Annotated in this window: 21 protein-coding genes; 12 read left to right on the top strand and 9 right to left on the bottom strand. The window is 62.2% G+C overall.

From position 1 onward, the window contains the following. Positions 1-31: 31 nt before the first annotated feature. Entirely contained in the window at positions 32-1,231 is a 1,200-nt protein-coding gene (gene tyrS, locus JYG36_RS03350; protein ID WP_045199348.1) for a tyrosine--tRNA ligase, read from the bottom strand. Positions 1,232-1,441: 210 nt separating this feature from the next. Here tyrS and JYG36_RS03345 point away from each other — a divergent pair, with 210 nt between their 5' ends. Then, the gene (locus JYG36_RS03345) at positions 1,442-2,863 is read left to right on the top strand and encodes a peptidoglycan DD-metalloendopeptidase family protein (RefSeq protein WP_213603116.1); all 1,422 of its coding nucleotides are present in this window, start codon (positions 1,442-1,444) and stop codon (positions 2,861-2,863) included. A 3-nt stretch (positions 2,864-2,866) separates the two neighbouring features. Beyond that, the gene (locus JYG36_RS03340) at positions 2,867-3,958 is read left to right on the top strand and encodes an anhydro-N-acetylmuramic acid kinase (protein ID WP_213603114.1); all 1,092 of its coding nucleotides are present in this window, start codon (positions 2,867-2,869) and stop codon (positions 3,956-3,958) included. 57 nt (positions 3,959-4,015) lie between these two features. Here the strand turns inward: JYG36_RS03340 and erpA are convergent, their stop codons facing one another. Together erpA and argC are read right to left on the bottom strand one after the other, a co-directional pair. Further along, positions 4,016-4,366: an iron-sulfur cluster insertion protein ErpA gene (gene erpA, locus JYG36_RS03335; RefSeq protein WP_010221479.1), complete on the bottom strand. Its 351-nt coding sequence runs from the start codon at positions 4,364-4,366 to the stop codon at positions 4,016-4,018. Positions 4,367-4,524: 158 nt separating this feature from the next. Then, positions 4,525-5,559 (bottom strand): N-acetyl-gamma-glutamyl-phosphate reductase, encoded by a 1,035-nt coding sequence (argC, locus tag JYG36_RS03330; RefSeq protein WP_213603112.1) that lies wholly within the window; start codon positions 5,557-5,559, stop codon positions 4,525-4,527. Between the two features lie 142 nt (positions 5,560-5,701). On the opposite strand from argC, the gene hemJ reads away from it, so the two are divergent. The 8 genes from hemJ (at position 5,702) to JYG36_RS03290 (ending at position 11,052) form a co-directional block, all read left to right on the top strand. Continuing rightward, positions 5,702-6,127 carry a protoporphyrinogen oxidase HemJ gene (gene hemJ / locus JYG36_RS03325; RefSeq protein WP_045199341.1) on the top strand — a complete coding sequence of 142 codons (426 nt, stop codon included), beginning with the start codon at positions 5,702-5,704 and terminating at the stop codon, positions 6,125-6,127. 33 nt (positions 6,128-6,160) lie between these two features. Then, entirely contained in the window at positions 6,161-7,117 is a 957-nt protein-coding gene (locus JYG36_RS03320) for an NAD(P)H-dependent flavin oxidoreductase (RefSeq protein ID WP_213603110.1), read from the top strand. Between the two features lie 31 nt (positions 7,118-7,148). After that, positions 7,149-7,607, top strand: a complete 459-nt coding sequence (locus JYG36_RS03315; protein WP_052676537.1) for a DUF805 domain-containing protein — start codon at positions 7,149-7,151, stop codon at positions 7,605-7,607. An 80-nt stretch (positions 7,608-7,687) separates the two neighbouring features. Next, entirely contained in the window at positions 7,688-8,461 is a 774-nt protein-coding gene (locus JYG36_RS03310) for an SDR family NAD(P)-dependent oxidoreductase (RefSeq protein ID WP_045199338.1), read from the top strand. Positions 8,462-8,532: 71 nt separating this feature from the next. Continuing rightward, positions 8,533-8,871 carry a histidine triad nucleotide-binding protein gene (locus JYG36_RS03305; RefSeq protein ID WP_045199336.1) on the top strand — a complete coding sequence of 113 codons (339 nt, stop codon included), beginning with the start codon at positions 8,533-8,535 and terminating at the stop codon, positions 8,869-8,871. Between the two features lie 65 nt (positions 8,872-8,936). Further along, positions 8,937-9,584, top strand: coding sequence for a 2-polyprenyl-3-methyl-6-methoxy-1,4-benzoquinone monooxygenase (gene coq7 / locus JYG36_RS03300; RefSeq protein WP_045199333.1), 648 nt, complete (start codon positions 8,937-8,939; stop codon positions 9,582-9,584). Positions 9,585-9,592: 8 nt separating this feature from the next. Then, entirely contained in the window at positions 9,593-10,633 is a 1,041-nt protein-coding gene (locus JYG36_RS03295; RefSeq protein WP_213603108.1) for a DUF2157 domain-containing protein, read from the top strand. Beyond that, the gene (locus JYG36_RS03290; RefSeq protein ID WP_052676536.1) at positions 10,633-11,052 is read left to right on the top strand and encodes a hypothetical protein; all 420 of its coding nucleotides are present in this window, start codon (positions 10,633-10,635) and stop codon (positions 11,050-11,052) included. Before JYG36_RS03295 ends, JYG36_RS03290 begins: the two co-directional genes overlap by 1 nt. A gap of 31 nt (positions 11,053-11,083) precedes the next feature. Here JYG36_RS03290 and JYG36_RS03285 read toward each other — a convergent pair whose 3' ends face one another. Beyond that, positions 11,084-11,506, bottom strand: coding sequence for an OsmC family protein (locus JYG36_RS03285; protein ID WP_010221469.1), 423 nt, complete (start codon positions 11,504-11,506; stop codon positions 11,084-11,086). A 192-nt stretch (positions 11,507-11,698) separates the two neighbouring features. Here JYG36_RS03285 and crp point away from each other — a divergent pair, with 192 nt between their 5' ends. Further along, positions 11,699-12,343, top strand: a complete 645-nt coding sequence (gene crp / locus JYG36_RS03280) for a cAMP-activated global transcriptional regulator CRP (protein WP_045199329.1) — start codon at positions 11,699-11,701, stop codon at positions 12,341-12,343. Here crp and JYG36_RS03275 read toward each other — a convergent pair. Genes JYG36_RS03275 through JYG36_RS03260 form a run of 4 tightly spaced genes read right to left on the bottom strand, consistent with a single transcriptional unit; the run spans position 12,340 to position 15,583 of the window. After that, a complete protein-coding gene (locus JYG36_RS03275; protein WP_213603106.1) occupies positions 12,340-13,044 on the bottom strand; it encodes a lipoate--protein ligase family protein in 705 nt (234 codons plus the stop codon). The genes crp and JYG36_RS03275 overlap by 4 nt on opposite strands. Before the next feature lie 53 nt (positions 13,045-13,097). Beyond that, entirely contained in the window at positions 13,098-13,934 is an 837-nt protein-coding gene (trpC, locus tag JYG36_RS03270) for an indole-3-glycerol phosphate synthase TrpC (RefSeq protein ID WP_093378986.1), read from the bottom strand. After that, entirely contained in the window at positions 13,931-14,980 is a 1,050-nt protein-coding gene (gene trpD, locus JYG36_RS03265; RefSeq protein WP_045199323.1) for an anthranilate phosphoribosyltransferase, read from the bottom strand. The genes trpC and trpD overlap by 4 nt, the downstream gene beginning before the upstream one ends. A gap of 9 nt (positions 14,981-14,989) precedes the next feature. Continuing rightward, positions 14,990-15,583, bottom strand: a complete 594-nt coding sequence (locus JYG36_RS03260) for an aminodeoxychorismate/anthranilate synthase component II (RefSeq protein ID WP_195885148.1) — start codon at positions 15,581-15,583, stop codon at positions 14,990-14,992. A 404-nt stretch (positions 15,584-15,987) separates the two neighbouring features. On the opposite strand from JYG36_RS03260, the gene estP reads away from it, so the two are divergent. Next, complete coding sequence (gene estP, locus JYG36_RS03255; protein ID WP_213603104.1) at positions 15,988-17,910, top strand: esterase EstP; 1,923 nt, start codon at positions 15,988-15,990, stop codon at positions 17,908-17,910. A 47-nt stretch (positions 17,911-17,957) separates the two neighbouring features. On the opposite strand, the gene trpE is transcribed toward estP, so the two are convergent. Continuing rightward, positions 17,958-19,439, bottom strand: a complete 1,482-nt coding sequence (gene trpE, locus JYG36_RS03250) for an anthranilate synthase component I (RefSeq protein WP_213603102.1) — start codon at positions 19,437-19,439, stop codon at positions 17,958-17,960. Between the last annotated feature and the right edge of the window lie 58 nt (positions 19,440-19,497).

The following is a 19,497-nucleotide window of genomic DNA, read 5'->3' as shown; positions in this document are numbered from 1 at the left end:
TAGCTTGCAGCTTATAGCTTGCCGCTACCGCCTACTCAGCCTTGAGGGTAACCCGGGCAAATGCCTTCTTGCCCGCCTGGCATACATGGGTCGCGCCAAGTGCAAACATGAAATCACGATCAACCACCGCACCGTCGACCTTCACCGCGCCGCCATTGAGCAGATCCCGCGCCATCGCCGAGTTCTTCACCAGACCCGCGCGGTTCAACACGGCAGCGATCGGCAAGCCTTCAGCCGCAGAGACCTCAACCTCAGGCAGATCCTCCGGCAACTCGCCCTCTTTCATACGGTTACCTGCCGCGCGGTGAGCATTGGCGGCAGCCTCCTCGCCATGGAAGCGGGCAACGATCTCTTCCGCCAGCTTGATCTTAATGTCACGCGGGTTTGCGCCATTGGCGACATCGGCACGCAACTGCTCGATCTCTTCCATGGAACGGAAGCTCAGCAGTTCGAAGTAACGCCACATCAGGGTGTCAGGAATCGACACGAGCTTGCTGTACATCACCCCAGGGGCTTCCTGGATGCCGACATAATTGCCCAGGGACTTGGACATCTTCTTCACGCCGTCGAGCCCTTCGAGCAGCGGCATGGTCACGATGTTCTGTGCTTCCTGGCCGTAAGCACGTTGCAGCTCGCGCCCCATAAGCAGGTTGAACTTCTGGTCGGTACCGCCGAGCTCGACGTCGCACTTGAGTGCCACCGAGTCATAACCCTGCACCAGCGGATAGAGGAACTCATGGATCGCGATCGGCTGGTTGGTGGTGTAGCGCTTGTCGAAGTCGTCGCGCTCGAGCATGCGCGCCACGGTGTACTGCGACGCCAGGCGAATGAAGTCGGCCGGGGTGAGCTTGTCCATCCAGGTGGAGTTGAACGCGACTTCGGTCTTGGCCGGGTCGAGAATCTTGAACACCTGCTGTTTATAGGTCTCGGCGTTATCCAGTACCTGCTCGCGGGTCAGCGGCGGACGGGTAGCGCTCTTGCCGCTCGGGTCACCGATCATGCCGGTGAAGTCGCCAATCAGGAAGATCACCTGGTGACCCAGGTCCTGGAACTGGCGCAGCTTGTTGATCAGGACGGTATGCCCCAGGTGCAGGTCAGGCGCAGTCGGGTCAAAACCCGCCTTGATCCGCAGCGGCTGCCCGCGCTTGAGCTTCTCGACCAACTCGGACTCGACCAGTACCTCTTCCGCTCCACGCTTGATCAGCGCTAGCTGCTCTTCAACCGACTTCATAACAGACCCGTAAGGCTCAGATTCAAAGGGACCCAACCATACAAGATCAGCCATCAAATACAAGTTTTTGCCCCGAGTGTGACCTCGAAGCCGACTGATGACGTCTGCGCGCTTGCGCTGAAGGGGATTTGGTTATATTTTATACAGTTATTTCATCTTCATCATGTCATTCATCTTTTCCACTTCATCTATTTCAAAGTCAATTCATCTATGACCAACGAACCGCCTAAAGCGCCCCCGCTTTATCCGAAGAGCCACCTGTTGGCCGCCAGCGGCATCGCCGCCTTACTCAGCCTGGCCTTGCTGGTGTTCCCATCCAGCGAGGTCGAAGCCAAGAAAACCACCCTGAACCTGGAGCTGGAAAGCCCGGCAGAGCAACTCAAGCAGGAACAGGACGCCCCACTTACCCAGAACACCGACGCCACCCCCTCGCCGTTTGCGCAGATCGACAACAGCGCCGCAGCAACCGAGGAAACCGCCAAGACCGAGCCTGCGCCCGCCGCTGCCGAAGCCGCGCCAGACAAGGACCCAAGCCACCGCGAAGTCACCGTAAGCCGCGGCGATACCCTGTCGACCCTGTTCGCCAAGGTCGGCCTGCCGGCCACCGCTGTGCATGAAGTGCTGGCCAGTAACAAGCAGGCCAAGCAGTTCAGCCAGCTCAAGCATGGCCAGGTACTGCAGATCGAACTGGACAAGGACGGTCAACTGGCCAGCCTGCACAGCAAGCTCAGTGATCTGGAAACCATTCGCCTGACCAAGAGCGCAAACGGTTACGCGTTCAACCGTGAAATCAGCAAGCCCGTGGTTCGCTCGGCCTATGTACATGGCGTGATCAAGAGTTCGCTGTCGGCCTCGGCCCAGCGTGCCGGCCTGAATCACAACCTGACCATGGATATGGCGCGCATCTTCGGGTATGACATCGACTTCGCCCAGGATATCCGCCAGGGCGACGAGTTCGACGTGATCTATGAACAGAAGGTCATGAACGGCAAGGTCGTCGGTACCGGCAATATCCTTTCTGCCCGCTTCACCAACCGCGGCAAGAGTTTCACCGCAGTGCGCTACACCAACAAGCAGGGCAACACCAACTACTACACCGCCGACGGCAACAGCATGCGCAAGGCGTTCATCCGCACTCCGGTTGATTTCGCCCGCATCAGCTCGCGCTTCTCGGCTGGCCGCAAGCACCCGATCCTGAACAAGATCCGCGCGCACAAAGGTGTCGACTACGCAGCACCACGCGGCACACCGATCAAGGCGGCCGGTGACGGTAAAGTGCTGCTGGCAGGCCGCCGCGGCGGCTACGGCAATACCGTGATCATCCAGCACGGTAACCGCTACCAGACCCTGTACGGGCACATGCAGGGCTTCGCCAAGGGCGTGAAGACCGGCGGCACCGTCAAGCAAGGGCAAATCATCGGCTACATTGGCACCACCGGCCTGTCTACCGGCCCGCACCTGCACTACGAGTTCCAGGTCAACGGCGTCCACGTCGACCCGCTCGGGCAGAAGTTGCCAATGGCTGACCCGATCGCCAAAGCCGAGCGCCAGCGTTTCCTGCAGCAAAGCCAGCCACTGGTCGCGCGCATGGACCAGGAAAAGGCCACCCTGCTTGCTTCGAGCAAGCGTTAAGCAATGCCGCTCTATCTGGGTGTGATGTCCGGGACCAGCCTCGATGGCGTGGACATCGCCTTGATCGAACAGGAGCAGCAGCTCACGCTGCTCGCCACCCATTACATCCCCATGCCCGCCGACCTGCGCCAGGACCTGCTGGCCCTGTGCGCCAGCGGGCCGGACGAGATTGCCCGCGCCGCCCTGGCCGAAAACCGCTGGGTGCAGCTTGCCGCCGAAGGTATCCAGCACCTGCTGGCCGCGCGCAACCTCACGCCCGAGGCCATTCGCGCCATCGGCAGCCACGGCCAGACCATCCGCCACGAACCGGCGCGCGGCTTTACCGTACAGATCGGCAACCCGGCGCTGCTGGCTGAGCTTACCGGCATCAGCGTGGTCAGCGACTTCCGTCGCCGTGACGTTGCCGCCGGCGGCCAGGGCGCTCCCCTCGTACCGGCCTTTCACGAAGCCCTGTTCGCCCATCAGGGCCAACGCCTGGCGGTGCTCAATGTCGGTGGCTTCAGCAATCTGAGCCTGATCGAACAGGACAAACCAGTCAGCGGCTTCGACTGCGGGCCGGGTAACGTGCTGCTCGATGCCTGGATTCAGCAGAAACAAGGGCACAGCTATGACGCCAATGGTGCCTGGGCGGGCACCGGCCAGGTTATCCCAGGCCTGCTCGCCTCGCTGCTGAGCGATCCGTTCTTCGCAGGCAGCGGCCCGAAAAGTACCGGCCGCGAAGTGTTCAACCTGCCTTGGCTCAATCAGCACCTGGCCCCTCAGCCAAGCCTTCGGGATGAAGACGTGCAGGCCACCCTGCTGGAACTGACCGCCCGTAGCATCGTCAGCTCGCTGCAAGCGGCACAGGATGATACCCAGGCACTGCTGGTCTGCGGCGGCGGCGCCCACAACAGCGTGCTGATGCAGCGCCTGGCAGCCCTGCTGCCCAACGCCCGGGTCAGCAGCACTGCCGCTTGCGGGATCGACCCTGACTGGGTTGAGGCCATGGCCTTTGCCTGGCTGGCCCACTGCTGCCTGCAGCGCATCCCCGCCAACCGCCCCAGCGTCACCGCTGCCCGTGGCCTGCGGGTACTGGGCGCGATCTACCCGGCATAACTCGCAGACAGCAAAACGCCGCGCATCAGCGCGGCGTTTGCGGTACTGCCCTGGCGATCAGATCGAGAACGAAGAGCCGCAACCACAGGTCGTGGTGGCGTTCGGGTTCTTGATAACGAAACGCGAGCCTTCCAGGCCTTCCTGGTAATCCACCTCGGCTCCTGCCAGATACTGGAAACTCATCGGATCGACAACCAGAGCCACGCCTTCGCGCTCGACGATGGTGTCGTCTTCGGCAACGTCTTCATCGAAAGTGAAACCGTACTGAAAACCCGAGCAACCGCCGCCGGTCACGAAAACTCGCAACTTCAGGCGATCATTGCCTTCTTCATCGACCAGGGTCTTCACCTTGTGCGCTGCACCCTCAGTGAACTGCAATGCCACAGGGGTGAAGGATTCGACGCTCATGCTGACTATCTCCCGGCGCTATGCCGCCATAATGCGTGATGACGCGCATTATCCGCTTCTCCGAGAAAAGCGGTCAACAATACAAAAGCTGCAAGAGGTGCGCCGCAAGCTATAAGCGGATCGCGTGCACCTTTTACTTGCAGCTTGAAAGCTGGCGTTTACGGAAGCAGACCGGCGTGGGAAAGCCCCATGCGCTCGTCCAGGCCAAAGAGGATGTTGAGGTTCTGTACCGCCTGCCCCGACGCGCCCTTGACCAGGTTGTCGATCACCGACAACACCACCACCAGGTCGCCGCCCTGTGGACGGTGCACGGCAATTCGGCAGACGTTGGCACCGCGCACGCTGCGGGTTTCCGGATGGCTGCCGGCCGGCATTACGTCGACGAACGGTTCATCGGCGTAGCGTTTTTCGAATAGCGCCTGCAGATCGACCGAGGTATCGGCGACGGTTGCATACAGGGTCGAATGGATACCGCGGATCATCGGGGTCAGGTGCGGCACGAAGGTCAGTCCGACATCACCACCCGCCGCCCGGCGCAGGCCCTGGGTGATTTCCGGCAGGTGACGGTGCCCCTTGACCGCATAAGCCTTCATGCTTTCGCCCGCCTCACAGAACAGCGAGCCCACCGCCGCGCCACGGCCGGCGCCGCTGACCCCGGATTTGCAGTCGGCGATCAGCCGCGAGGCGTCGGCGATACCGGCTTCGAGCAGCGGCAGGAAGCCAAGCTGGGTAGCGGTTGGGTAGCAACCCGGTACGGCGATCAGGCGTGCCTGGCGAATTTGCTCGCGATTGACTTCAGGCAGGCCGTAGACCGCGTCCTTGAGCAGCTCGGGCGCGCCGTGCGGCTGGCCGTACCACTTGGCCCACTCATCGGCGTCCTGCAGGCGGAAGTCGGCGGACAGGTCGATGACCTTGGTGCCCGCGGCCAGCAGCTCGCCGGCCAGGGCGTGGGCGACACCGTGCGGGGTGGCAAAGAACACTACGTCGCAGGCGGCCAGGGTCTTCACGTCCGGCACGCTGAAGGCCAGGCCGTCGTAGTGGCCTCGCAGGTTCGGGTACATATCGGCAACCGCCAGACCAGCTTCGGAACGCGAGGTGATCACTGCCACCTCGGCCTGTGGATGCTGTGCCAACAGACGCAGCAGCTCGACCCCGGTGTAACCCGTGCCGCCAACGATACCGACCTTGACCATAACGCGTGCCCCTTATCAACGAACCATCAGGAAAGCCCACGATAATAGGGGCGCTGAAACACGCCCACAACTGTTGCGATGGCTCGCCGGGCCCCTTGCCTCTACTATCTGACCACCGTGAACCCTGAAGGAACTCAACCCCATGCTTTTTCTCTGGATCAAAGCGCTGCATATCGTCAGCGTGGTCTGCTGGTTTGCCGGCCTGTTCTACCTGCCGCGCCTGTTCGTCTATCACGCACAAAGCCAGGACAGCATCAGCCAGGAACGCTTCGTGATCATGGAGCGCAAGCTCTACCGCGGCATCATGCTGCCGGCGATGATCGCCAGCCTGGTCTTCGGCATCTGGCTGCTGAGCCTGACCCCGGGCTTCATGAGCCAGGGCTGGATGCACGCCAAGCTCACCCTGGTGGTGCTGCTGATCGGTTACCACCATATGTGCGGCGCACAGCTCAAGCGCTTCGCCCGCGGCGAAAACACCCGCAGCCACGTGTTCTACCGCTGGTTCAATGAAGTGCCGGTGCTGGTCCTGCTGGCCGTGGTAATTCTGGTGGTGGTCAAACCGTTCTAACCTAAACCCATACTCAGCCTCGGGAAACCTGCCATGTCATTGCCTGCCCTGCTCGAACAACGCTTGCGCCTGCCGGTGGTAGCGGCGCCGATGTTTCTGATCTCCAATCCGCAACTGGTACTGGCCTGTTGTGCTAACGGTGTGGTCGGCAGTTTCCCGGCCCTGAACCAGCGCGACAACGCAGGCTTCAAGGCTTGGCTGGAAGAGATCGAAACAGGCCTGGAGGCCCTCGACAAACCTGCACCCTATGCCGTCAACCTGATCGTGCACCAGAGCAACCCGCGCCTGCAGGCAGACCTGGCGTTGTGCGTCGAACACAAGGTGCCGATCGTCATCACCAGCCTCGGGGCGGTGAAGGAACTGGTCGATGCCGTGCACAGCTATGGCGGCCTGGTGTTCCATGACGTGACCACCCGCCGGCATGCCGAGAAAGCCGCCGAGGCCGGTGTCGACGGTCTGATTGCCGTAGCCGCGGGCGCCGGCGGCCACGCTGGCACCTGGAGCCCGTTCGCCCTGATCGCCGAGATTCGCCAGTTCTTCGACAAGACCTTGCTGCTGGCCGGTTGCATAAACCGTGGCCAGGAAATCCTCGCCGCGCAGTTGCTGGGCGCTGACCTCGCCTACCTGGGTACGCGCTTTATCGCCACCCACGAGAGCCAGGCGCCGGGGCCTTACAAAGAAATGATGCTTGAAGCCAAGGCAGCCGATATCATCCACACCGCTGCGGTTTCCGGGGTGCCTGCCAGCTTCATGCGCCAGAGCCTGGAAAACGCCGGTTTCGACATGGCCGCCCTGCGCAGCCACACCGAGACCAAGCTCAAACCCATCGACGACGAGGCCAAGGCCTGGAAGACCGTCTGGTCTGCCGGACAAGGTGTCGGTGCCATCGACCAGCTCTGCTCGGTCGAGCAACTGATTACCCGCCTGGATACCGAATACCGCCAGGCGCACGCCTCGGCCACAGCCCTTGGCCATCGCTGGCCGGGCTGACTCACGCTTTATCACGGCAAAGGAAGCCCGCATGTATGACACCCTGACTCTCGCCAACTCGAGCAAACCCAAGGTCATGAGCCTGGAAGGGCGAATTGGCCGCGTGCGCCTGCTGGCCTGGAGCCTGGTCTTGTTCGCTGCGACCATCGGCGGCATTTTCCTGGTGGCCTTGCTGTCCAGTTCAATGTCGCTGGACCTCGGCGGCCTGATGATGATCGGCCTGTTGTCGGCACGGATCCTGAGCATGCTGTTCATCGTCCAGCGCCTGCACGACCTGAACTGGAGCGGCTGGTTCTGCTGGCTGTCGATCCTTCCATGGGTCGGCAACTTCTTCATCCTGGTGCTGGTACTGATGCCCGGCACGCGTGGCAGCAACCGCTTCGGTGCGCCGCCAGTGCCCAACAACAACGCAGTGGTGATCCTGGCCTGGCTGTGGCTGGTCCTGGTTGCCGGGCTTGCATACGTCACCGTCACCCGCCCCGGCATCTAGACACGCCACGGGTAGCAGCACTCCGGGCCCGGCACCTGTAAACTGCGCACTTTGGCCACCCTTCCCGACTGGAGAACTGCATGACCCGTTACGCCATGATCACCGGTGCCTCCAGCGGCTTGGGCCTGGCACTGGCCGAGGCGCTGGCACGTCGGGGACGCAATTTGATCCTGGTGGCCCGACAGCGCGACCCGCTGGAAAGCATCGCCATCGAGCTGACCCAGCGGTTTGGCGTCGAAGTGCTGTTTCGTGCCTGCGACCTGGGCGAGCCGCTGCGGTTGTCGGGGTTCCTGCTGGAGCTGGAAGAAAGCGAGCGGCACATCGACTTGCTGGTCAACTGCGCCGGAATTCGCTCCTACGGGCACTTTCTGGCCCAGGAATGGAGCGATGAGCAGGACCTGATCGAGGTGAACATCCTCGCCCTGACCCGCCTCTGCCACGCCCTTGGCAATGCCATGGCGGTTCAGGGCGGCGGGCAGATACTCAACGTCGCATCGCTTGCCGCCTTCGCGCCCGGCCCGTGGATGAGCAGCTACGCGGCAAGCAAAGCCTATGTGCTGCACTTTTCCGAAGGCCTGCGCGAAGAGCTCAAACGCACCGGCATCAAGGTTTCGGTGCTGTGCCCAGGCCCGGTGCGTTCGCCGTTGCGGCGTATCCCGCGGCTGGAAAACGGTCAACGCAGCCTGAGCCCGGAAGAAGTCGCGCTGTATACCGTACGCGCCTTGGACAAGAACCGCGCATTGATCATCCCCGGCCGGCGCAACCGCTGGCTGGCCTTCAGCCCGCGCTGGCTATCGCGCTGGCTGGCACGCAAGCTGGCCGGCGCCATCAACCAGGCCTATTGCCCGCGCTAGTTGTACAGGGCTGGGCGCAAGCGTCTGGCCTGCGTACACTCAAGTCCGATCACCCTCATGGAGCAGCCGTAGTGGATACTCTGTTTACCAAGATCATCAACCGGGAAATCCCGGCCAAGATCATCTACGAGGACGACCAGGTTCTGGCCTTCCACGATATCGCCCCGCAGGCACCGGTACATTTTCTGGTCATCCCGAAAAAACCGATCCGCACCCTCAACGACCTGACCGAAGAAGACAAGGGCCTGGCCGGGCACATCCTGTTCACTGCCCAGCGGCTGGCCAAGGAACTGGGCTGCGAAGACGGCTTTCGCGTGGTCATGAACTGCAATGAGCTGGGTGGGCAGACCGTCTACCACATTCATATGCACGTGCTTGGCCAGCGTCAGATGCACTGGCCACCAGGCTGATCCAGGGCAAGCCCCGGCATCGCGATTGGGGTAAACTGTCGGGCACATTCTTGCGGAGGTGCCCGATGGCTACCGAACGTCACTATTCCCCGCTCGACCGCTTGTTGCTGCAGGCCGACACCGCCATGCGCACCTTGCTGCCCTTCAGCGGCCAGCCTTCCCGGCCGTCGCCGGCGATCATCCAGCCGGATGTCACCCTCGACGAAACCCAGACCCGCCATGTGGCCGGGCTCATGCGTATCAACCATACCGGTGAAGTCTGTGCCCAGGCGCTGTACCAGGGCCAGGCCCTGACCGCCAAGCTGCCCCAGGTTCGCAAGGCCATGGAGCACGCCGCCGAAGAAGAAATCGACCACCTGGCCTGGTGCGAACAGCGCATTCGCCAGCTCGGCAGCCACCCCAGCGTGCTCAACCCGCTGTTCTACGGTATGTCCTTCGGCATCGGTGCCCTCGCGGGCCTGGTCAGCGACAAGGTCAGCCTGGGTTTTGTCGCCGCCACCGAGCATCAGGTGTGCAAGCACCTGGACGAACACCTGGAGCAAATCCCGGCCGAGGATGAGAAATCCCGGGCGATTCTTGAGCAGATGCGCATCGACGAAGAGCAACATGCCGAATCGGCCCTGGATGCTGGCGGCTTCCGCTTCCCGGCACCGGTCAAGTTCGGCATGAGCCTGATGGCCAAGGTCATGACCAAAAGCACTTATCGTATCTAGGACCACCGATGACGGAACGCTTCGACGCCAAGGACCTGGCCCGCGCAGTCAGCGCCGGCGTTCTGAACCCGGGCCAGGATCAGGCCCTGCTTGAATTTCTCAAGCGCCAGCCGCAAACCCAGGCCAGTTTCCATCTGGCCCACGTGGCGTTTTACTTCGGCGCCCTGCTGATCATGGCCGCCATGGGCTGGCTGCTCAGTGAAGCCTGGATGCGCGTCGGTGACAGCGCCCTGCTGCTGGTCTCACTGATTTATATCGGCGTACTGACCCTGGGCGCCTTGCTAATGCAACGCCGCGGCCAGGTCATCCCTGCTGGCGTACTTGCTGCGGTGGCGGTGAGCATCGTACCGCTGGCAGTGTTTGCGGCGCAGCGACTCAGCGGTTTCTGGCTACTGGACAACGCCCAGGGCAACTACCACAACTACTACACCTACGTGCAGGACGGTTGGCTGCTGATGGAGGCGGCGACGATACTGGCCGGCTTGTTGATGCTGCGCCTGATCCCGTTTCCGTTCATCGTCATGCCGATTGCCGTGGCCTTGTGGTTCATGTCCATGGACCTGAGCGAATGGTTCTATGGCGAGGCCTTCGACTGGAATCAGCGGCGTACGGTGTCACTGTGGTTTGGCCTGGCGACATTGCTGGTGTTCCTGGTGATCGACGGTCGCACCCGCCAGGACTATGCCTTCTGGGGCTATCTGGCCGGATTGCTGGCCTTCTGGCTCGGCTTGCCGCTGCTGGATACCGACAGTGAATGGGACAAAGCGCTTTATGGTCTGATCAACCTTGGCCTGATGGGCATAGCACTGTTGCTGCGCCGTCCGCTGTTCATGGTCTTTGGTGGCATGGGCGTGGCGATGTACCTGGGTTACCTGTCTTACGAGGTGTTTGCCGAGTCGCTGCTGTTCCCGGTGGTGCTGACCCTGATCGGGTTGGGCGTGATTGGCTTGGGGCTTTTCTATCAGAAGCACCGCGAGGCTTTGAGCAGCCGTTTGCAGGCGCGATTGCCGCAAGGCTTGCTGAAGCTGCTGCCGGGGTTGCGCCACTGATGATTCGGTTATTTTGCCTTCGCTTGCTGCAAAGCCTGGGGCTGGTGCTGGTGGCTTATCTGTTCGTGTGCCTGCTGACCGCCGGCATGAGCGGGGAACCCTTTAGCCTGAAACTGCCTGACATCTCCCAACCTGACGGCAACAGTGCCGTCGACCTGTGGGTGTTTTCACTGCCCGGGCAACTGCTGTTGCTGCTGGCCGGCTGCTTCATTCACAGGCAGCGCCTGCTTGCCTTGGCCTTTGTGTTATCGGCCGCGCTGACGGCCTGGCTGCAGTGCCTGATATTTGCCGACGCCTTTGGCAATACCTGGAGTAGTGCAGAAATCGTCGGTTTGCTCGTCTTCAACCTGCATTGGTTGGTGGTGGCGCTGGTTCCGGGGCTGGCCTGGCTGATCGGGCTGGAGCGCCTGCGCCGTTAGCCCGCCCCCACAGGAGCGGGCTTGCTGGTAATCAACCGAGCTCGACAATCTCGTAGCTGTGGGTGATCTCGACACCGGCCCGGCCGAGCATGATCGAGGCCGAGCAATACTTCTCTGCCGACAGCTCGACCGCACGCTTGACCTGGGCTTCTTTCAGGCCACGGCCCTTGACCACGAAATTCAGGTGGATTTTGGTGAATACCTTCGGGTCTTCGCTGGCGCGCTCGGCTTCAAGGAAAGCTTCGCAGCTCTCTACTGCCTGGCGGGATTTCTTCAGGATGCTGACTACATCGAAGTTGCTGCAGCCACCCAGGCCCAACAGCAGCATTTCCATGGGCCGTACACCCAGGTTGCGGCCACCGGCCTCGGGCGGGCCATCCATCACGACCACATGGCCACTGCCCGATTCGCCCAGAAACATGGCTTCACCTGCCCACTGGATACGCGCCTTCATTACCTGGACTCCCTTGATTGAAAAAAGGCTGCCAGCTTAGACCCTGCGAGCCCGGCGGAAAAGCTCAAGCGCATGAGTAAATCTGCCGATAGAAGGACAAGTGTCTGATAAGCTGACGCCAAATCACTGGCGCTTATCGCCAGACTATCTATAAAAGAAATTGAAGCGTCGCCTCCTGACCGGGATCCAGCCATGGTTGCATCAGCCCTTCCAGCCAAGATCAAGAACATCGACAAGCTGCTGGTCCATTGCCAGCGCCGCCGCTATGCGGCCAAGAGCAACATCATCTGCGCCGGTGACAAGGCCGAAACCCTGTCCTTTATCGTCAAGGGCTCGGTGACCATCCTTATCGAGGATGACAACGGCCACGAAATGATCATCGCCTACCTCAACAGTGGCGACTTTTTCGGCGAGCTGGGGCTGTTTGAACCAGCCGGCCAGGAACACCAGCGCAGCGCCTGGGTGCGGGCCAAAAGCGAATGTGAAGTTGCAGAAATCAGCTACGAAAAATTCCGAGAACTGGCGCGTCACGACCCGGACATTCTCTATGCCCTGGGCAGCCAGATGGCCCAGCGCCTGCGCAACACCACGCGCAAGGTCGGCGACCTGGCCTTCTTCGACGTCACCGGCCGGGTAGCCCGCTGCCTGCTGGAATTGTGCAAGCAGCCAGACGCCATGACCCACCCCGACGGCATGCAGATCAAGATCACCCGCCAGGAAATCGGCCGCATCGTCGGTTGTTCGCGGGAGATGGTTGGCCGCGTCCTCAAGGATCTCGAAGAGCGCAGCCTGGTACACGTCAAGGGCAAGACCATGGTGGTCTTCGGTACCCGTTAATCGCGGGCGATGCCTTTGATCACTTCGGCATAGGCCTGGCCAAGGCGCTCGAGCAGTGGCGCCTCGGGTACCACCTCGTGCAAAGCGATGTGGCTGTCGGCCAGGCAGCGCTGCTCCAGCTCGCAGCATTCGTTGAAGCGGTTAACCGCCGCCACCATCGACTCGCGCTCGTTATCCAGCAGCAACGCACCATGAACCAACACCACCGGGCGCTTGCCACCCAGGCCCTGGCGCCAGCGCTGGGCAGTGCCGACCAGTTTGCGACCGTTAAGGTTGACGTTGTAGCGGCCATCACAGAACGCCCCTTCGATTTCCCCCACCGACGCCATCCCGCCCCATTCGCGCAGCACATCACACAGCGGCAGGCACAGACGCTCGTAGGCGTTTTCGATACGGCCGTGATCACCTTCGCTTTTTGGTGCGACGTAAACCAGGGCGATGTTGATCACCGCCGGCGACTGCGGCACTGGCTCACCACCGGTTTCGCGCAGCAGCACCGGCCAACCGGCAATCGCAAGCTCGGCGCAGGCCGCCTCGAAGCCTTCGAGGCGGCTCATGCGCCGGGGCATGACCAGGGCATGATCGGTCGGTCGCCAGAACAACAGGCCATGATCCTTTTCGCCCTTGCATACCGCCGCCAGCAGCTCCTGTTCGGCGTGCAGCCCGGCCTCGACAGTGACATCAAGCACTTGATCAGTCATCGCATTAACCTTGTAGAAACAAAAAAGCCGGCATCGCCGGCTTCAGAGTTGAATCAGTCCAGGCCTTGCACCGGGTTCTGCACCACACGCTCCGGGAAGAACAGGCGCTGCAGCTCCAGCCCCGGGTGTTCGGCGCGCATGAACGCTTCGCCGACCAGGAAGGAGTAGACCTCGTTGATTTCCATCAGCTCGACGTCGGCGCGGTTGAGGATGCCGCTCTCGGTGATGGCCAGGCGATCACGGGGGATGCGCGGCAGCAGGTCGAGGGTGGTTTCCAGGCTGACTTCAAAGGTGTGCAGGTTGCGGTTGTTGACGCCCACCAGCGGCGTGTCGAGAGTCTTCAGCGCCCGCTCCAGCTCGTCGCCGTCGTGCACTTCGACCAGCACATCGAGGCCCACGCCTTTTGCCGTCGCGGCCAATTCGGCCATCTTCACATCATCCAGCGCGGCAACGATCAGCAGCACACAGTCGGCGCCCAAGGCCCGGGCTTCGACGATCTGATAAGGATCAATCATGAAGTCCTTGCGAATCACCGGCAGCTTGCACGCGGCGCGCGCCTGTTGCAGGTAGATGTCGCCGCCCTGGAAGTAATCGACGTCGGTCAGCACCGACAGGCAGGTCGCGCCGCCCTTCTCGTAGCTGACGGCAATGTCGGCCGGAATGAAGTTTTCGCGGATCACACCCTTGCTTGGCGAGGCTTTCTTGATTTCGGCAATGACTGCAGGCTGCTTGCGCTTGGCCTGTTCGATAAGGGCCTTGGCAAAACCGCGTGGCGCATCGGCAGCGGCCGCCAGGCGTTCAAGCTCGGCAAGGCTGACACGGGCGCTGCGCTCGGCGACTTCTTCGACCTTGCGCGCCAGAATGTTTTCCAGAACCGTCGGCACACTCATCCTTCATTCTCCTGCTTGAATACCGCGGTAAAGGCACCGAGCTCTTCGAGTTTTTCCCGGGCAAGGCCAGTGTGCAATGCGTCGTGAGCCAGCTCCACGCCCTGTTTGAGGCTCATGGCATGGTCGGCGGCGTACAGTGCGGCGCCGGCGTTGAGCACAATCATTTCCGCAGCCTTCTGGCCGTTCTCGGTCTTGCGCCGGCCCAGGGCATCGCGGATCAGCTCCAGCGACTTGGCCGGGCTCTCCACGGCCAGGCCATGCAGGCTCTGGCTTTTCATGCCGAGGTCTTCGGGCTCGACCCAGTACTCGCTGATCTGGTCGTTCTTGAGTTCAGCAACGAAGGTTGGCGCCGCCAGGCTGAATTCGTCCAGGCCATCTTTCGAATGCACCACCAGCACATGCTTGCTGCCCAGGCGTTGTAGCACTTCAGCCAGTGGGCGGCACAGTGCCTGGGTGAACACGCCGACGACCTGGTGCTTGACCCCGGCCGGATTCGTAAGCGGGCCGAGCATGTTGAACAGGGTACGCAAGCCCAGGTCACGACGCGGGCCGGCGGCGTATTTCATCGCCTTGTGGTGGGTCTGGGCAAACATGAAGCCAATGCCGACGCTGTCGATGCAGCGTGCGACCTGCACCGGCGTCAGGTTCAGGTAGATGCCAGCGGCTTCCAGCAGGTCGGCGCTGCCACTCTTGCCCGAGACCGCACGGTTACCGTGCTTGGCCACGGTGCAACCGGCGGCGGCGACGACGAAGGCCGAAGCGGTGGATACGTTGAAGATGTTGGCGCCATCACCGCCAGTGCCGACCACGTCGACCACCTGGTCGAGGGTGTTGAGCTCGACTTTGTCGGCCAGCTCGCGCATCACCGACACGGCACCGACAATTTCATCGATGCTCTCGCTCTTCATGCGCATGCCCATCATGAAGGCGCCGATCTGCGCCTCGGTGCATTGGCCGGTCATGATTTCGCGCATGACATCGCGCATTTCTTCGGTGCTCAGGTCCAGGTGGCCGACGATGCGGCTCAGCGCGCTCTTGATATCCATGTTCGATCCTTAACGGCGGCCGCCGGTCTGCTTGAGGAAATTGGCGAACAGCTCGTGGCCCTGCTCGGTGAGGATCGATTCGGGGTGGAACTGCACCCCTTCGATGTTCAGCTCTTTATGGCGCAGGCCCATGATCTCGTCCACCGAGCCGTCTTCAAGGGCGGTCCAGGCGGTCAGTTCCAGGCACTCGGGCAGGGTTTCGCGCTTGACCACCAGCGAGTGGTAGCGGGTCACGGTCAGCGGGTTGTTGAGGCCGGCAAACACGCCCTGGTCCTTGTGCAGCACCGGGCTGGTCTTGCCATGCATCACCTGGCGGGCGCGCACGACTTCACCGCCGAAGGCCTGGCCGATGGACTGGTGGCCCAGGCATACGCCGAGGATCGGCAGCTTGCCGGCAAAATGCTTGATGGCCTCCAGCGACACACCGGCTTCGGTCGGGGTGCAGGGGCCAGGGGAAACGACAATGCGCTCGGGGTTAAGGGCTTCGATCTGGGCGATGGTCAGTTCGTCATTGCGAATGACCTTGACCTCTGCACCCAGCTCGCCGAGGTATTGCACGACGTTGTAGGTAAAGGAGTCGTAGTTGTCGATCATCAGTAACATCTGGGTTCAACCTCTTGCATCTACTGACTTTGAATACATGCCTTTCGATGTGCCTGTGCGCGGTGCTACAGGTGCGAGCTTCCCGGTGCACACCAGCAAGCGCCGGTTACAGCAGGTAAAGCATTCAGAAAGGCAAAGCGGTACAGGGCCGGCTAACCGGCAAGAGATAAAGTCAGGCGCGCCAACGCCAACGGGCGTGGGCCTTGATAACGCGCATCAAGAGTTTGCTGACGATCAACACGGGGTAGGTCTCGTTCATACGTTCCCGCACAGTAGCCTACCGGCGCGGTCCACGCAATATGACGGTGGCATGCCGAAACGCTTTAGCGATGGAAGACGCGCGGAATGTTTTGCTAACGTCGTAAGGCGTCATCCGATAACAACAACGAAAAAGGATCTTTGCGATGTTGAACGCGCGCTCCCTGTTGCCTTGTGCATTCTCGCTGCTGGCCCTGGCCTGCTCCAGCGTCCATGCCGCCCCCTCCCCTTACTCAACTCTGATCGTCTTCGGCGACAGCCTTGCCGATGCCGGGCAGTTCCCCGACAGCAATGGCCCGGCGGGTTCCACCCAGCGCTTTACCAACCGGGTCGGGCCAACATACGCCAACGGCGAAGCCTTCGGCGCGGTTTCGCCCATGCTGCTCGGTGCCCAGCTGGGTGTTGCTGCGGCCGACCTGGGCGCTTCGACCTCGCCAGTCAATGCCGCGCTGGGTCGCCCGGACGGCAACAACTGGGCAGTGGGTGGTTACCGTACCGACCAGATTCTCGACTCGATCACCGGTACTTCCGACGTGATCATTCCACCGGGCAACCCCGGCGCCGGCACCGTGCTGCGCGAACGCCCGGGCTATCTGGCCGGTGGTCTGCGCGCCGACCCCAACGCGCTTTACTACCTGACCGGTGGCGGCAACGACTTCCTCCAGGGCCAGATCACCAGCCCGGCAACCGCCGCAGCTGCCGCCAATCGCCTGGCCGCCAGCGCCCAGGCCCTGCAACAGGGTGGCGCGCAGTACATCATGGTCTGGCTGCTGCCCGACCTGGGCCTGACTCCGGCCCTCAACGGCACGCCGATGCAGGGCCCGGCTTCGCAGTTGAGCAGTATCTTCAACCAGCAACTGGTCGGCCAGCTGAGCCAGATTGATGCACAAGTTATTCCGCTCAATGTGCCGTTGCTGCTCCAGGAAGCCCTGGCTGCTCCGACGCAGTTCGGCCTGGCCAGCGGGCAGAATCTTGTTGGCACCTGTTTCAGCGGCAATGGCTGTGTGCAGAACCCGACCTACGGCATCAACGGTGCCACGCCCGACCCGAGCAAGCTGCTGTTCAACGATTCGGTCCACCCCACCAGTGCCGGGCAGGAGCTGATCGCCGACTACGCGTTTTCGATTCTTTCCGCCCCTTGGGAGCTGACGCTGTTACCAGAAATGGCCCACGCCAGCCTGCGCGCGCACCAGGATGAACTGCGCAACCAGTGGCAAGGCAAATGGCAGCCGGTTGGCCAATGGCAGGCCATCGTAGCCGCCGGGGGGCAGAACCTGGATATCGACAGCCAGCGCAGCTCGGCCAGCGCCGACGGCCATGGCTATAACCTGACCCTGGGCGGCAGCTATCGTCTGGACGAGGCCTGGCGTATTGGCGTGGCCACAGGCGTTTACCAGCAAAAGCTCGAAGCCGGCGAGCAAGACTCCGACTACAAGCTCGACAGCTACCTGGCAACCGCTTTCGTGCAGTTCCAGCAGAACCAGTGGTGGGCCGATGCCGCGCTGACCGGCGGGCACCTAGACTACAGCGACTTGAAGCGCACCTTCGCCCTGGGGGTAAATGATCGCAGCGAGAAAGGTGATACCGATGGCGAACTGTGGGCCTTCGCCGCACGCCTGGGTTACGACCTGGCAGCGCCCGGCAGCCGGTGGAGCCTGTCGCCGTTTGTCAGCGCCGATTATGCGCGGGTGAAGGTCGATGGCTATTCGGAGAAAGGCAGCCGCGCCACTGCCCTGAGCTTTGACGATCAGGACCGCGAATCGCGGCGCCTGGGCCTGGGCTTGCAGGGCAAGTACCAGGCCGGGCCCAGCACCTTGCTGTTCGCCGAAGTCGCTCACGAGCACGAGTTCGAAGACGACCAGCAGGACCTGACCCTCCACCTCAACAGCCTGCCGGGCAACGACTTCACCCTGACCGGCTACACCCCGCAGAGCAATCTGAACCGGGCAACCCTGGGTCTGAGCCAGAGCTTGGCACCGGGCCTGGCCCTGCGCGGCAGCTACAACTGGCGCAAGAGCGACGAGCTGACCCAACAGGGGGTCAGCCTGGCATTAAGCCTGGAGTTCTAGGGAGGGGGAAAACGGCGCCTGCTACCAACAGGCGCCGTGGATCAGGCTCAGCTACGCGGCGTCTGCTCGGCCAGCGCCACCGCACGGAACATCGCCCGGCGCTTGTTGATGGTTTCTTCCCACTCGAGCGCTGGCACCGAATCGGCAACAATGCCGCCACCGGCCTGCACGTGCAGCTCGCCGTCCTTGATCACCGCGGTACGGATGGCAATTGCGGTGTCCATGTTGCCGTTCCAGGCAAAATACCCCACCGCACCACCGTAGACGCCACGCTTGACCGGCTCCAGCTCGTCGATGATTTCCATGGCGCGGATTTTCGGCGCGCCGGACAAGGTGCCCGCCGGCAGGATGGCACGCAGGGCATCCATGGCGCTCAAGCCCTGCTTCAGCTCGCCGGTGACGTTGGACACAATGTGCATGACGTTGGAATAACGCTCGATCACCATCTTCTCGGTGACTTTGACCGAGCCGGTTTCCGACACCCGGCCAGCGTCGTTGCGGCCCAGATCGATGAGCATCAGGTGCTCGGCGATTTCCTTGTCGTCAGACAGCAAGTCTTCTTCCAGCGCGCGATCAGCCTCTTCGGTGGCGCCGCGTGGGCGGGTACCGGCGATCGGGCGCACGGTGACCAGGTTGTCTTCGACCCGTACCAGCACTTCCGGAGAGCTGCCCACTACGTGGAAGTCGCCGAAGTTGAAGAAGTACATGTATGGCGTCGGGTTGAAGCAGCGCAGCGCCCGGTACAGGTCGATCGGCGCGGCCTTGAAGTCGATGGACATACGCTGCGACGGCACCACCTGCATGCAGTCGCCAGCGAGGATGTATTCCTTGATGGTATCGACCGCACGTTCGTAGTCGCTCTGGGTAAAGCTTGAGCGGAACTCAGGTTCTGCCGGCAGCGGCCCACCCAGGTCGAGGCCGCGACGCGGGGCGATAGGCTGGCGCAGTTGCTCAAGCAGGCCTTCGAGCCGGGCCAGGCCGTTTTCGTAAGCGTCTTGTTCAGCCGGATCGGCGAGGACAATGGCGTGCATCTTGCCGGCCAGGTTGTCGAACACCACCACGGCATCGGAGACCATCAGCAAGATGTCCGGCACGCCCAGCGGATCAGGGTTCGGGCACTTGCCCAGGCGCCGCTCGACATAACGCACGCAGTCATAACCGAAGTAGCCGACCAGGCCGCCGTTAAAGCGCGGCAGGCCGGCGATGGTCGGCACCTGGTAGCGCTCCTTGAAAGCTTCGACGAAGGCCAGCGGATCTTCCACTTCATGCTGCTCGATCAGTTCACCATCATGGGTGATCCGCACCTGATGATCGTGCACACGCAACACGGTGCGGCACGGCAGGCCGATGATCGAGTAACGCCCCCACTTCTCGCCGCCCTGCACCGATTCGAGCAGGTAGGAGTTGGCGTGGTCAGCCAGTTTCAGGTAGATCGACAGCGGCGTGTCGAAGTCGGCCAGGGTCTCGCAGGCCAGGGGAATGCGGTTGTAGCCGGCAGCGGCCAGGCGCAGGAATTCTTCGCGGGTCATGATAGCCTCGTGGCAAGCAGCAGATGGGTCAGGCAGGCAAGCAGGCCGGCGTGGGCCG

Origin of the sequence: Pseudomonas sp. SORT22 (assembly GCF_018417635.1) — a bacterium.
GTDB lineage: Bacteria > Pseudomonadota > Gammaproteobacteria > Pseudomonadales > Pseudomonadaceae > Aquipseudomonas.
This window is presented reverse-complemented; position numbering and strand designations above follow the sequence as displayed.

Excerpts from the sequence above, each read along its gene's own strand:
- estP (WP_213603104.1), top strand. The coding sequence starts at position 15,988 with ATGTTGAACGCGCGCTCCCTGTTGCCTTGTGCATTCTCGCTGCTGGCC.
- argC (WP_213603112.1), bottom strand. The coding sequence starts at position 5,559 with ATGGTCAAGGTCGGTATCGTTGGCGGCACGGGTTACACCGGGGTCGAG.
- trpD (WP_045199323.1), bottom strand. The coding sequence starts at position 14,980 with ATGGATATCAAGAGCGCGCTGAGCCGCATCGTCGGCCACCTGGACCTG.
- erpA (WP_010221479.1), bottom strand. The coding sequence starts at position 4,366 with ATGAGCGTCGAATCCTTCACCCCTGTGGCATTGCAGTTCACTGAGGGT.
- JYG36_RS03275 (WP_213603106.1), bottom strand. The coding sequence starts at position 13,044 with ATGACTGATCAAGTGCTTGATGTCACTGTCGAGGCCGGGCTGCACGCC.
- JYG36_RS03285 (WP_010221469.1), bottom strand. The coding sequence starts at position 11,506 with ATGAAGGCGCGTATCCAGTGGGCAGGTGAAGCCATGTTTCTGGGCGAA.
- JYG36_RS03290 (WP_052676536.1), top strand. The coding sequence starts at position 10,633 with ATGATTCGGTTATTTTGCCTTCGCTTGCTGCAAAGCCTGGGGCTGGTG.
- JYG36_RS03345 (WP_213603116.1), top strand. The coding sequence starts at position 1,442 with ATGACCAACGAACCGCCTAAAGCGCCCCCGCTTTATCCGAAGAGCCAC.
- trpE (WP_213603102.1), bottom strand. The coding sequence starts at position 19,439 with ATGACCCGCGAAGAATTCCTGCGCCTGGCCGCTGCCGGCTACAACCGC.
- JYG36_RS03320 (WP_213603110.1), top strand. The coding sequence starts at position 6,161 with ATGTCATTGCCTGCCCTGCTCGAACAACGCTTGCGCCTGCCGGTGGTA.
- JYG36_RS03310 (WP_045199338.1), top strand. The coding sequence starts at position 7,688 with ATGACCCGTTACGCCATGATCACCGGTGCCTCCAGCGGCTTGGGCCTG.
- tyrS (WP_045199348.1), bottom strand. The coding sequence starts at position 1,231 with ATGAAGTCGGTTGAAGAGCAGCTAGCGCTGATCAAGCGTGGAGCGGAA.
- JYG36_RS03315 (WP_052676537.1), top strand. The coding sequence starts at position 7,149 with ATGTATGACACCCTGACTCTCGCCAACTCGAGCAAACCCAAGGTCATG.
- JYG36_RS03340 (WP_213603114.1), top strand. The coding sequence starts at position 2,867 with ATGCCGCTCTATCTGGGTGTGATGTCCGGGACCAGCCTCGATGGCGTG.
- coq7 (WP_045199333.1), top strand. The coding sequence starts at position 8,937 with ATGGCTACCGAACGTCACTATTCCCCGCTCGACCGCTTGTTGCTGCAG.
- JYG36_RS03295 (WP_213603108.1), top strand. The coding sequence starts at position 9,593 with ATGACGGAACGCTTCGACGCCAAGGACCTGGCCCGCGCAGTCAGCGCC.
- trpC (WP_093378986.1), bottom strand. The coding sequence starts at position 13,934 with ATGAGTGTGCCGACGGTTCTGGAAAACATTCTGGCGCGCAAGGTCGAA.
- crp (WP_045199329.1), top strand. The coding sequence starts at position 11,699 with ATGGTTGCATCAGCCCTTCCAGCCAAGATCAAGAACATCGACAAGCTG.
- hemJ (WP_045199341.1), top strand. The coding sequence starts at position 5,702 with ATGCTTTTTCTCTGGATCAAAGCGCTGCATATCGTCAGCGTGGTCTGC.
- JYG36_RS03260 (WP_195885148.1), bottom strand. The coding sequence starts at position 15,583 with ATGTTACTGATGATCGACAACTACGACTCCTTTACCTACAACGTCGTG.